We start from the raw sequence: 12,876 nt of genomic DNA on the forward strand, positions 1-12,876 counted from the left end.
CACTGGCGCACCACACTATCCCCTCACTTCGTGCGGAAGGCCTACAGATGGTTAACTACATCTTGCAACGCGCAGCGCTGGCGCTGGCAGTGGCGCTGACTGTCTCGCTGGCGGCGTTCTTTCTTCTCAACATTGCGACCGACCCGGCCTATGCCATCGCAGGCGAGGAAGCCGACCCCGAGGTGATCGAACAGATCCGCATCCGCTACGGCCTCGACCGTCCATTGTGGGTGCGCTACATGGATTGGTTGTCGGGCGTACTCCGGGGCGATTTTGGCGTCAGCTACTACTGGAACAAGCCCGTTGCGGCGCTGGTTGCGGAACGCGTGGGCACGACGCTGACGCTCGCTTTCTCGGCCCTTGCGGTCACGATCTGCATCGCTATCCCGCTTGGCGCGATGGCGGCGTTGAACCGCAACACCTGGATTGACCGTTTCGCGCTCTGGCTGGCCGTGTCGGCGCAGGCGGTGCCGAACTTCTGGCTGGGGCTGATCCTGATCATCCTGTTCGCGGTCATGATGCCCATTCTGCCAGTCTCCGGCGACAGCACATGGCAGCATTTCGTTCTGCCTGCCTTCGTGCTTGGGGCGTCTTCGGTGCCCCCTGTGATGCGACTGATGCGCACTGGCCTGATCGAGGTTATGGGATCGGACTACATCCGCACCGCGCGCGCCAAGGGCTACCGAGGCCGCGCGCTGCTGATGCGCCATGCGCTACGCAACGCGTTGCTGCCCGTGGTCTCGGTGCTGGCAGTACAGTTGGGCCAGAAAGTCGGCGGGTCGGTCATCACTGAAAGCATCTTTGCGATCAACGGCTTGGGGCGGCTGGCGCTGCAATCCATTCTTGGCGCCGACATTCCTACTGTTCAGATGCTGATTTTCCTCTTCGCGCTGGTTTTTGTCGCCACCAACCTACTGGCTGACATCCTGAACGCTGCGCTGGACCCAAGGATACGGATCGGATGAGTGATATTTCCAAAGCAACCGCCCTCAGTGCTGACGCCGCCGATGGGGCGGAGGCGCTTCCCCCCAGCCCCCGCACGCTGGTGCGCGGTCGTGCGCTGAAGCACCGTGGTTTTCAGATCGGGGCTGGCATCTTGCTGGCGCTCATCCTGATCGCGATCTTCGCGCCGCTGCTGGCGCCGCACGATCCTTATGCGCAGTCGCTGCCCGCCCGCTTGCTGCCGCCCGTCTGGGTAGAGGGCGGCAACTGGACCTATCCGCTTGGCACCGATCAAGTGGGGCGCGACTACCTCAGCCGTCTGATCTATGGCACCCGCGTGTCGATTACCATCGGGCTGGGCGCTGCCACTATCGGGCTGTTCATCGGCGTGACGCTGGGGGTTGTGGCTGGGTATTTTGGCGGCTGGGTCGATCATGCGGTCAGCTTCGTTCTGACGGCGCAACTGGCGCTGCCGGGCCTGTTGCTGGCCATGGCGCTGGTGTTCTTCATCGGGCCATCAGTGCTGGTGGTGATCTGCATCATCGGCGCTTTACACTGGACCTATTATCTTGTGGTGACGCGCTCGGCGACCCAGCACATTCGCAGCCTTGATTTCATTGCCGCGGCGCGTGCCTCGGGCGCGACCTCGCGGCAGATCATCTGGCATGAGATCCTGCCCAACCTCAGTTCCAAGATCATCGTGATCTTCACGTTCGAGCTTGGCATCTCGATCCTTGCGGAAGCATCGCTTAGTTTCCTTGGCGTGGGTATTCAAGCGCCGACGCCCAGTTGGGGCCTGATGATCGCCGAGGGGAAAGAGGCTATGTTCTATCGCCCCTGGCTGGTGGTTCTGCCCGGCATGTTCCTGTTCGTGCTGGTGATTGGTGCAAACCTGATGGGCGACGGGCTGCGCGACATCACCTCACCCGAGGAGAAATCCTGATGCCCCTGATCGACGTCGAAAACCTGACCGTGCGACTGCCGGTCCCTGCGGGAATGCTGCATGCGGTGCAGGGCCTGTCCTTCCGGCTGGATGCGGGCGAGGCCCTTGGCATCGTCGGCGAAAGCGGGTCGGGCAAATCCATGACGGCGCTGGCGTTGATGCGGCTTTTGCCGCGCAATGCGCAGCGTTCTGCCGACCGGATGCATCTGGGCGGTCAGGATCTGCTGGCAATGTCTGACCGCGCCTTTGCCGATACGGTTCAGGGCACGCGGATTGGCATGATCTTTCAGGAACCCATGACCTCGCTCAATCCGGTCTATACCATCGGGCGGCAGATGACCGAGGCTTCGCTTCGGCTGGGTCGGCTGACCTCCCGCGCGGCCCATGCCCGGGCCGTGTCGTTGCTGGACAGGGTGGGCATCCCTGACCCCGGCACGCGGATGGGTCAATACCCGCACCAGATGTCGGGCGGCCAGCGCCAACGTGTCATGATCGCCATGGCCCTCATGCTGGAGCCAGAGGTATTGATCGCGGATGAACCCACCACCGCGTTGGACGTGACCGTACAGGCGCAGATCATGGCGCTGCTGGCCGATTTGCGGCAGGAGACCGGGATGGCGATGATCCTGATTTCGCATGACCTGGCCGTCGTGTCGCAGGCCACCGACAGGGTGGCGGTGATGTATAGCGGCGAGATGGTAGAGGCCGGGCGCGCCGCGGCGGTGCTTGCCAATGCGCGCCACCCTTACACCGGCGCGTTGCTGCGCGCGATTCCCACCATCGACGGGCCGCGCCACCGGCTGGCGGCGATCCCGGGTACGGTGGCCGCCCAGATGACGCCACCCACCGCCTGCGTTTTCGCGCCGCGCTGCGCCGATGCGCAGCCTGTCTGCACGCAGGCGCAGCCGCCGGTGCGCGGCGACGCCGATCATTGGGCACGCTGCATCCTTACAGGGCCGGGCGAGACCGCGCTGGGAGCAGCAAAGGCGCTGCCTGCTGCCACGGAAAACGCTGCGACCGCCGATCTTATGATCGAGGCGCGCGACATCCTGAAGCTCTACCAGATGAAGGACGGTTTGTTTGGCCGGAAGAAAGAGATCCGCGCCGTCGATCACGTCTCGCTCGACGTGCGGCGGGGCGAGACGCTTGCGCTGGTCGGTGAAAGCGGGTCGGGCAAATCGACGCTGGCGCGCATCCTGTTGGGGCTGATCGATCCGACGGCGGGCGAGGTGCTGCTGCAGGGCCAGCCGATCGCGGGTATGGCTGACAACGCGCGCGCCAAGCTGGTCCAGCCGATATTTCAGGACCCTTATTCATCGCTCAACCCTCGCCGCACAGTGGCTGAGATCATCGCGCGCCCGTTGGATCTGCGCGGGGTGGATGCGGCCGAAAGGATGCGCCGGGCGCGCGACATGATGGATCTTGTGCGGTTGCCCACGCGCCTTCTGCACAGCTATCCGCTGCATCTGTCGGGCGGGCAGCGCCAGCGCGTCGCCATCGCGCGCGCCATGATCAACGACCCCGAGGTGCTGATCTGTGATGAGCCGACATCGGCGCTGGATGTGTCGGTGCAGGCGCAGATCCTGAATCTGTTGTCCGATCTTCAGGAGGAATTCGGGCTGACCACGCTGATCATCACCCATGACATGGCGGTGGTGCATCAACTGGCCAACCGTGTCGCCGTGCTGCTCCAGGGCCAATTGGTCGAGGAAGGTTCCGCTGCCGATGTTCTGGCTCGGCCAAAAGCCGATTACACCCGCATGTTGCTGAATGCCGCGCCGCGTTTTGATCATGCCGCCCTGCAAAAGGCTGCCCCCCTATGAACGTTGCACAGACCACGGATATGACGCCAGAAACGCTCTTTTCCCCTGCCAACCTTTGGCAATCCTGGCTGGACGTGGAGGTCGCACTGGCGCACGCACAGGCCGACCTTGGTATTATTCCCGACTGGGCTGCCGAGGGGATTGCCGCTGTGGCCAACGTGGAAACGCTGGGACTGGAGGCGCTGGAGGCCGAGGCCGCCCGCAGCCACGCGCCTATCAACGCGCTGACCCGGGTGGTTGCCGCCCGTGCGGGTCCGGCGGGGGCGTATGTTCATTGGGGTGCGACCACGCAGAACGTGATGCAGACAGGGCGGCTATTGTTGATGCGGCGCGCGCAGGGCGCGTTGCGTGCCCATCTGGCGGGCGCGGTTGATTGCTTGGCGGGCCTCGCCGATTCACATGCCGCTACGCCCATGATGGGCCGCACCAACCGGCGCCACGCACTGCCGATCAGCTTTGGCTTCAAGGTCGCGGGCTGGATCGAGGAACTCGACCGCGCTGCCGACCGAATCGTCGGGATGGAAAAGCGTGTCTTCGTGCTGCCCTTTGGCGGCGCGGTCGGCGCCATGCACGCGTTTGAGGGGCGGGGCCGCGCAATCAGCCGCCGCATGGAGCAGGACCTTAATCTTGGCGCGCTGCTGGTGCCGGGGCGCGCGGTGAATGACCTATTTGCCGATTACGTGGTGCAATTGGCGCTGCTGGCCACGACCTTCGAACGGATCGCGACCGAGCTCTACGCCCTGATGTCCGAGGAAATCGGTGAGATCGCCGAGGTGCAGGGTGCGGGAACAGTCGGGTCGTCCACCATGCCGCACAAGGTCAACCCCAAGCTGGTCGTGCACGTCATGGCGATGGCCGCCGACTTGCGTGCGGCCGCCGCCCCGGCGATGCAGGGGGCGCTGACGCTGCACGAGGGTGATGCGGCGGCCAATCATCTGGTGGTGCGCGTGCTTGACCGGGTTTGCCCGCTGGCCTGGACCCTTGCGCGCGCGTTCGAGACGCTTTGCAAGACAGTCAGGCCGTTGCCCGATCGAATGTTGGTAAATCTGTCGGACTCGCCTGCTTATGCCGCGTCCGAGCGGTTGATGATGCTGTTGGCCCCGATTCTGGGGCACATTCAGGCGCATGATATCTTGCAACAAATGCTGGCTGATGCGCCGCCCTCGCGCGATGCGCTGGCCGCCAGGGTCGTGGCACTACCCGCCCTGCGCGGCGCTATCAGTGCCGATGCTGTGACCGAGGCGCTGGATACCCGGACCTATTTGGGCGAGAGCGAACGCATCGCGCTAGAGGCAGCCATTTTCGGCCGGGATCTGGCCGCACGGCTGCGCGCAGGCGTATCCGGGGCGCAGGAGCCGCAAGAGGGTCGGACTGGAAATGAGGCGGTGGCCGAGATTGGGGCAGAGTCTGGGATCGGGGCCGGGGCGGGCTAAAGCAGCTCGAGATCCCTTGCGAAATCGGCATCCTTGGCGCTGCGCATCTCGACAGACGCGGCCAGCGCATCCAGAAACCGCTCGGCCAGTTGTAGCCGCACGCCGGGCGGGTGCAAGCTGGCATAGGTGATCCAGTGGGTATCCACCAGCGGGCGGAACACCGCCGGGTCACCTTCGGGTAGCAGCCCGGCGCAGACCCGGTCGATCACCGAAACACCCAGACCCGCGCGCACCATGCCGATCACCAACGGCGTCGCGTTGGTCTCGATCCAGAATTTCGGGCGCAGGCCGGTCCGGCCCAGCAACTCATCCGTGCGGTCGCGCCAGCGCTGGCCGGGCCGCAGCCCGATGAACGGCTCATCCACGATGTCCTTCAGCGCGATGGCTTCGCGTTCGGCCAGCGGATGGGCGCGCGGCAGCACGACACCGACCCGCGCGCGCAGGATTGGGACGGTTTCCAGCACGATGATGGAATTCTCGACAGGCAGCGAGATCAGGCCCAGGTTATAGCCCCGCGCCGCCACCTTGCTTTCGATGTCGAACCGCGTCTCGACACTGACGCTACACCGGAATTCACACCCTTCGTGCTGAAGCTGCGCCAGCGCCGGGGTGACCAGCCCATTGGCCAGTGGTGCGGCTGTCACGACCGACAGCCATTCGCGGGTCCGCCGGGCGATATCCCCGGCGACAACCGGGATCTCATCCAGCCCGTCCAACGTGTGGAGGATCGAGCGATAGAACATATCGCCATCCTCGGTCAGTTCCAGCCGCCGGTGATTGCGCGAGAAAAGCGGCAGGCACAGGTCCTGCTCCAGGTTCAAGATCAGACGGCTCGCCGCCGACGTCGAGGTGTTCAGCCGTTTTGCGGCCTCGTGCAATGATCCTGAAAGCACGATCTCGCGAAACAGCCGCAGGGCACGCAAATTCATCTGAAGTATTGTCCAGTTGGGGCAGCCGAGCGCCGACGCTCAGGCTTCCTCATACCAGTCACGCCTGACACGCGCCAGCAATGCAATTTGAAAATCGTGCCGCCGCATCCTGGCGGTCAGGTCAGCGCGACCGAGCGCACGGGTTGTCGGATGGCTTCAGTCTCGCTTGCGTGCCACGATGAACGGGCGGGTATCCTTGCGTTTGGCATAGCGCCGCGAAGCCTTGTCCCAGAAGCGTGCATCCCCTGATGTGGTCATTCTCAAGCCCCTTGATCCGCCTATGGCGCAGTATCGGCACGATTCATGACATCTGCCTGGGTTTCGACAAGGCTTCGATGCAATTACTGCACCGCGCCCGGGTCAAGCGGCAACCGCCTTACCCTCGGGGTGCTGCGCGATGCCGCGTTCCGCGCGTTTTTCGCGGAGCATCAGCATCGCGGGCGTAACCACCAGCGTCAGGATCGTCGCGATCACAAGGCCCCCGGCAATCGCGCTGGACAGCTCAGTCCAGTATTGCGTCGATGGCGCGCCAAAGACCAACTCGCGGTTGAAGAAGTCGATGTTCAGTCCCATGACCATCGGCAGAAGGCCCAACGCTGTGGTCACCGATGTCAGCACGACCGGGCGCAGACGCTGGGCACCCGTGCGCAGCGCGGCCTCATAGGCCGAAGCGCCGTCTTTGCGCAGCTCATTATACGCGTCGATCAATACGATGTTGTTGTTTACCACGATCCCGGCCAGCGCGATGATGCCGACCCCGCCCATAACGACACCGAAGGGTCGCCCGGTCACAACGAGGCCCAAAAGCACCCCGGCGATTGAGAAGATGATCGCGCTCATGACCACGAAGGCTTGATAGAAGCTGTTGAATTGCACCAGCAAGATCATGAACATCAGCACGATGGCCGCGACAAAGGCGCTTGCAAGGAAAATCATGGATTCCTGCTGATCTTCGGCTTCGCCGGCGAAATCGTAGCTGGCGCTTTCGGGCAGGTCGGCGGCGTCCAGCGCGGATTGCAGCGCGGCGATCTGGTCGTTGACCAGCACGCTGGGCGCCACGTTCGCCTCGATCGTCGTCACCCGCCGTTCATCGATCCGGCGGATGACGCCGACCCGCTCGACCGGTTCGAAGGTCACGAAGTTCGAGATCGGGATCAGCCCCACCGATGTTGGCACCCGCAGGTTCGCCAGTTGCGACAGCGATCGGTCGTCGCTGGGAAAGCGCACCCGAACATCAAGTTCGCCGTCCGAATCCGAGGGACGGTAGTTCGTCACCGTGATGCCCTGTGTCAGCAAGCGCACCGCCTGACCCAGAAGGTTTACATCGGCGCCAAAGCGGGCCGCTTCGGCGCGGTTGACATTGATCGCCACTTCGACGCCGGGCAGGGCGCGCGTGTCGGTCACGTCGGTAAAGCCGCCGATCCGCGCCATGGTGGCCAGTACGGTCTCGGTCGCAGCAGCCTGATCGGCAGGGTTGGCGGCTGAGACACGGATGTTGACTGGCTTGCCCCCCGATGGCCCGCCGCTTTCGGTTTCCACCTGCACATCGATCCCGGCGATATCTGACATCTCGGACCGGATATCGGCGCCGATCTCGGCGGCGGCGCGGCGCTCTTGCCAATCGTCAAGGTCCAGCTGGATCGTGCCGATTACCTCTTCATCGCCTTGGCCCGATCCCATGCTGGACCTTGCGTAGACGCTGGCCACGCCCGGGGTGCCGATCAGCCGGTCCTCGACCAGACGCACGAGATCGTCGCGCTCATAGATCGACAGGTTGTCGCGCGCGCGGATTTGGACCTGCATGAATTCCGGCTCTACCGAGGGGAAGAAGGACACGCCGCGGCCGAACTCACCATAAAGCGCAAAGCCGCCCATCAGCAGGGCGATCGCCAGCACCAGCGTGGTCCAGGGCCGCAGGATTGCTTGCTCCAGAAACCGGACATAGGCGCCGGTAAAGCCGCCGATGTCGCGTGGATCGCCATGTTCGGCGGCATACATCGAAGCCTTGGACTGCGCGCTTTGCGGCTGATTGCGCCCGATTACCCCGCCCAGCACCGGAATGAAGATCAGGGCCATGAACAAGGACGCGCTGAGCGTCAGGATAACGGTGATCGGCAGGTACTTCATGAACTGGCCAATCAGCCCGGTCCAGAACAGCAAGGGAAAGAACACGCTGAGCGTTGTCGCGGTCGATGCGATGATCGGCCATGCCATACGCTTGGCGGCGAAAGCGTAGGCTGCCTTCGGGTCATCGCCTTCCTGCAAGCGCCGGTCGGCCAGTTCCACCGTCACAATGGCGCCGTCAACCAACATGCCGACGACAAGGATCAGGGCGAACAGCACCACGATATTCATGGTAAAACCCATGGCCCAGATCACGGTGACACCGGCCAGGAACGCACCCGGAATCGACAACCCCACCAGAATCGCCGAGCGCAGACCCAGTGCGAAAACGATCACGATCATCACCAGAATGATTGCGGCGATGACGTTGGCCTCCAGATCGGAGAGCAGGGTTTTCACCTGTTCGGACTGGTCCTGAAGATAGGTCACGCGCACGCTGTCTGGCCAGCCTGTGGTCATTTCCTCGATCACGGCCTTGGTCTCGGCGACAGTGTCGATGATGTTCGCGCCCGACCGCTTCGTGATCTCCAGTGCCAGCGATGGCTGCCCGTCGATGCGCGCGAAACTTGTCGGATCTTCGAACGCGCGGCGCACGGTGGCCACGTCGCCAAAGGTCACCACCGTGGTGCCTTCTACCTTGACGGGCATCTGCATCACGTCGTCCAGATCTTCGATCAGGCCGGGCACCTTGAGGACGATGCGCCCGCCGCCGGTCTCAATGGCGCCGGCGGCAATCAGCTGATTGTTGCGCTGCAACTGACCGATCAGTTCCTCGAAGCTGAGGTTGTAGGTCTGGAAAACCGTCGGATCGATCAGGACTTCCAGGAATTCATCGCGCGCCCCACCGATATCGACTTCGAGCACGCCGCGCAGCGCCTCTACCTCATCTTGGACGTTTTCTGCCAGCGTATTCAGCATCCGCTCGGGCACTGGGCCAGAGAGGATCACTGTGATGATCGGGAAAAGGGCGGTATTGATCTCGGTGATCCGGATCTCGGACGCATCCTCGGGCAAGTCGCCGGTGATCCGGTCGGCCGCGTCGCGCACCTTGTCCAGTGCCTCGTCAATGTCGCCGCCTGCGGCGAATTCCAGTTGCACGCTGGCGAAGCCTTCGGTGGCTTCGCTCGACATCTGTTGCAACCCCTCGATGGCGCCGAATTCCGCCTCCATCGGTTCGATCAGCAGACGTTCGGCATCGGTTGGGCTGATCCCTTCAAGCGTGGTCGAGACATAGACCAGCGGCAGCGGCACCTCGGGGTTGGCTTCCTTCGGGATGGAGACATAGGCGATCGCACCCAGCCCCAGGACCATCAACAGCGCGATCAGGACCACACGGCTGCGCGAGAAGGCGGCGTCGATCAGGGTGTTCACTGTGCGCGCTCCTGCATGGCGGTGCCGGGTGTATCGGCGTCGGGTGTTGCAGGCGCGCCTTCAGACGCGTCCACCGTATCAGACTGAGCTACTGCATCAGATTGGGCGGCCGTGTCTTCTGGCTGCCCTGCCTCTTCTTCCGTCTGCGCGCGCACTTCTTCGCTGTCGCGCACGAAGCCCTGACCGATGGTTATGATCGTGGCTTCGTCTTCCAGCCCTGAGACCCAAATGCCGTCAACCTCGGTTTTGACGATGCCGATCCGCTGAAACCGAACATGCCTGTCTTCAACGGTCTTCACCCCCAGGTGCCCGTCCGGGCTAAGCGAGATGATGGAGGTATGGATGAAATGCGCCTGTGCCTCGCCCGTCGGAATCGTTACCATGGCGGACACGCCCGCGGGGATCATGCGGTCTTCGTTCGGAACCTCGATTTCGGTCAGGAAGGTGCGGGTTTCGGCCTGCGCGGCGGTTCCCACGAAGCTGACCGTCCCCTCGCGCTCTTGGCCCGTGATGAAATTGACCTTGGCGGCCTGGCCGACCTGAAGGCGTGAGTGGGTCTGCTGCGGCACTTGGATGGTCACCGTCAGCGGGCTGTTGTCTACGATCCGGGCGATCTGCTCACCGACCGAGACATACTCGCCCGCGCTGACCGGCAAGGCCTCGATCAGTCCCTCGAAGGGGGCGGTGATCGTCAGATCGGCCAGTTCCTGCTCGGCTGCAACTACGCTGGCCTGGGCCGCGGCAAGGGCTGCGCGGGTTTCCGACACCCGCGTCTGTGTCGCCGTCCCGCGGTTAAACAACTCGGTCGCATTGTTGAACTCACGCTCGGCATTGGCGCGCTGCTCGATCGCCTGATCCAGCGTGGATCGTGCGCGCCGGTCGTCCAGTTGCGCGATCACATCGCCGCGCTCAACCATCCGGCCTTTTGCAACAGGCATTTCCACGATTTCACCGGCACCTTCGGCCAGGATGCGGGTGTCGCGATCCGGCATTGCCTGACCTTCCGACCTGAACTCCAGCACCACGGCTTCCGCGGTCGAACTGCGCACCCGTACCGAGGGCGGGGCGTTTTCCGTGGCCACCGTCTCCTGGGCGGGAGGCTCGGACGGGAAGACATAGCCGCTGCCCATCCATGCCACAATCGCAAGCAGCAATATCAACGCAAGCCAGAACGGCCGCGATGATCCCCGGTCGGAGTCGAAACGCAGTTCCGGTTTGCCCGGCGCAGCGGCGTCATGCTGATCGTTCATGTTTTTGTCACTTTCGTCGGCGGCAGCTTGGATTCTCTGTCTTCGGTGATACATACCGACCGGCGGTCTGTAATCAAGGCTGATGTGCTCAGGAGTACGAAAACGTGACTGTCAAACGCAACCGGATGTCGCCTGAGGCCCGTAAGACGGCTATTTTGGACGCGGCGACCCGGCTCCTTACCGTGCAGCCGTGGGAAAATGTTACAGTCGCGGGGATCGTGGCGGCGGCGGGGATTTCCAAGGGCGGGTTCTACCACCACTTTATCTCGCGCGAAGATGTGCTGTTGGCTGTCATCCAGCGCCTGGCGGATGACAGCGTCGCCGCCGGTCAGGCCAGCCTTGCCCGCCTTGAAACTGACCCGGTCGCGCGATATTCAAACTTTTTGATCCAAGAGGCGCGGTGGGAGCTGTCGCATGCAGGCAAGATCGCCGCGATTGTTCGCATGGCGAAACAGGACGGTAATGCGCCGCTGCTGATCCGGCTGAAGGAAGAAAGCCTGCGCCGCAACCTGCCGATTGTCCGGGCGCTGATCGGCGACGGCATGGCAAAGTCGGTCTTCCAGGTCGTCGATGTGGGCCTGACGGCGGATCTGCTGCTGGAGGTCGGGCGCATGCGCTGGCCGACCTTTCTGCGTGCCCGCCAGCTCGCGCTGGCAGGGGACCGCGCGTCAGGCTGGCAGATGATCCGCGAAAGGGTGCGCGCCGAGGAGGGGCTGACCAACCGGCTGCTGGGGCTGGCGGACCGGGCGGTCCGGTTCGCGCCCGTGGATGACTACGCGCCTTTGCTCGATCCCGGATGCGCGCTGCCGTAAGGCACGTGCCCTCTACCCTGCGCGGGGGCGGCTATGCTCGAGAATTCGGCGCGCCCTAAGCGCGGGCCGCAAAACCCCATCAACCCGCGCTGTGCGCACTTGCGTCGGTAGGGTCCTCGGCGATATTGCCCCTTGCAAGGCAGCCCCTGCAAAAATAACACTTCGGGGCAGCCATCCATTTTCCCGAAGGAGATCCCGCATGACCACCTCTAAATCCCGGCTTTTGTCTGCCACTACCGCTGCCGCCCTGCTGCTGGCAAGCCCGGCTGCCGCCGAGACGCTGGTTGTGTCCTGGTGGGGCTTCAACGGCGATAAGCTGAACGAATTCATCGTGCAGCCGTTCCAGGAGCAATGCGAGTGCGAACTGGTGTTTGAGACAGGCAACAACGCCGACCGCCTGAACCGCGTACAGATCCGTGGCGGGGCAGGGGTGGATGTCATCTACCTGTCCGACAGCTTTGCGCAGATCGGGGTCGAGGCGGGGCTGTTCCAGCCCATCGACCGTAGCCTGGTGCCCAATATCGACGGCCTTTATGAGATGGCGCAGAACCCGCATGGCGAATTTGGCCCGGCGTACACCATCGGCCGCGTCGGTATCGTCTATGATGCAGAGCGCGTCACCGCGCCGATCACGCAATGGGAAGACCTGTGGCGCGACGATCTGGCCAATGCGCTGTCGCTGCCCGGGATCACCACGACCGCAGGCCCCATGGTGGTGATGATCGCTGGCGAAAAGGCCGGGACCGATGCCTTCGAGGATGCCGACCCTGCCTTTGCCGAGATCGAGGCGCTGCGCAGCAATGTCGTGACGAATTACAACACCGGGTCCGAGATGATCAACCTGTTCTCCACCGGCGAGATATCGGTGTCGCTGGCGCAGGATTTCGCACTGGGGCAGCTTCAGCAGGCCGTGCCCTCGATTGTCTGGGCCGAACTGGAAGACGGCGACATCGCCACGTTGAACACGGTCAATATTCCCACCGGGGCGGCCAATGTCGAACTGGCGCATGAATTCATCAACTTCATCCTGGATCCTGAGCGTCAGGCGCTGCTTGCACGCAACGGCGTCGATGCGCCCGTGGCGACCGCAGTTGACTTGACTGAGGAAGAAGCCGCGCAATGGACCTATGGCGACGGCATGATCGCCGGGCTGCAACGCATCGATTACACCCAGATGAATGCCGCCAAAACGGCATGGATCGACCGCTGGAACGAAGTCTTCGGCATGTGATCTGCATGCCGGGCGCGG

9 protein-coding genes are annotated in these 12,876 nt (G+C 63.4%); 6 read left to right on the forward strand and 3 right to left on the reverse strand.

Translation table 11 applies throughout. From position 1 onward, the window contains the following. Positions 1-47: 47 nt before the first annotated feature. The 4 genes from H9529_RS00750 to H9529_RS00765 are packed head-to-tail and all read left to right on the forward strand — an operon-like array spanning position 48 to position 5,141. Positions 48-965 carry an ABC transporter permease gene (locus H9529_RS00750; protein ID WP_092885616.1) on the forward strand — a complete coding sequence of 306 codons (918 nt, stop codon included), beginning with the start codon at positions 48-50 and terminating at the stop codon, positions 963-965. Continuing rightward, positions 962-1,885: an ABC transporter permease gene (locus tag H9529_RS00755; protein ID WP_092885618.1), complete on the forward strand. Its 924-nt coding sequence runs from the start codon at positions 962-964 to the stop codon at positions 1,883-1,885. The genes H9529_RS00750 and H9529_RS00755 overlap by 4 nt, the downstream gene beginning before the upstream one ends. Further along, positions 1,885-3,708 (forward strand): ABC transporter ATP-binding protein, encoded by a 1,824-nt coding sequence (locus H9529_RS00760; RefSeq protein ID WP_092885620.1) that lies wholly within the window; start codon positions 1,885-1,887, stop codon positions 3,706-3,708. Before H9529_RS00755 ends, H9529_RS00760 begins: the two co-directional genes overlap by 1 nt. Beyond that, positions 3,705-5,141, forward strand: a complete 1,437-nt coding sequence (locus tag H9529_RS00765; protein ID WP_092885622.1) for a lyase family protein — start codon at positions 3,705-3,707, stop codon at positions 5,139-5,141. The genes H9529_RS00760 and H9529_RS00765 overlap by 4 nt, the downstream gene beginning before the upstream one ends. Here the strand turns inward: H9529_RS00765 and H9529_RS00770 are convergent. The 3 genes from H9529_RS00770 to H9529_RS00780 form a co-directional block, all read right to left on the reverse strand. Further along, entirely contained in the window at positions 5,138-6,070 is a 933-nt protein-coding gene (locus H9529_RS00770) for a LysR family transcriptional regulator (protein ID WP_092885624.1), read from the reverse strand. The genes H9529_RS00765 and H9529_RS00770 overlap by 4 nt on opposite strands. A 360-nt stretch (positions 6,071-6,430) precedes the next feature. Further along, positions 6,431-9,565 (reverse strand): efflux RND transporter permease subunit, encoded by a 3,135-nt coding sequence (locus tag H9529_RS00775; RefSeq protein ID WP_092885626.1) that lies wholly within the window; start codon positions 9,563-9,565, stop codon positions 6,431-6,433. Then, positions 9,562-10,815 carry an efflux RND transporter periplasmic adaptor subunit gene (locus tag H9529_RS00780; RefSeq protein ID WP_092885628.1) on the reverse strand — a complete coding sequence of 418 codons (1,254 nt, stop codon included), beginning with the start codon at positions 10,813-10,815 and terminating at the stop codon, positions 9,562-9,564. Before H9529_RS00780 ends, H9529_RS00775 begins: the two co-directional genes overlap by 4 nt. Before the next feature lie 104 nt (positions 10,816-10,919). Between H9529_RS00780 and H9529_RS00785 the strand changes: the two genes are divergently transcribed. Next, the gene (locus H9529_RS00785) at positions 10,920-11,627 is read left to right on the forward strand and encodes a TetR/AcrR family transcriptional regulator (RefSeq protein ID WP_143033458.1); all 708 of its coding nucleotides are present in this window, start codon (positions 10,920-10,922) and stop codon (positions 11,625-11,627) included. A 199-nt stretch (positions 11,628-11,826) separates the two neighbouring features. Then, the gene (locus tag H9529_RS00790; protein ID WP_092885632.1) at positions 11,827-12,858 is read left to right on the forward strand and encodes an ABC transporter substrate-binding protein; all 1,032 of its coding nucleotides are present in this window, start codon (positions 11,827-11,829) and stop codon (positions 12,856-12,858) included. Positions 12,859-12,876 lie beyond the last annotated feature (18 nt).

The organism is Roseicitreum antarcticum (assembly GCF_014681765.1).
Lineage (GTDB): Bacteria > Pseudomonadota > Alphaproteobacteria > Rhodobacterales > Rhodobacteraceae > Roseicitreum > Roseicitreum antarcticum.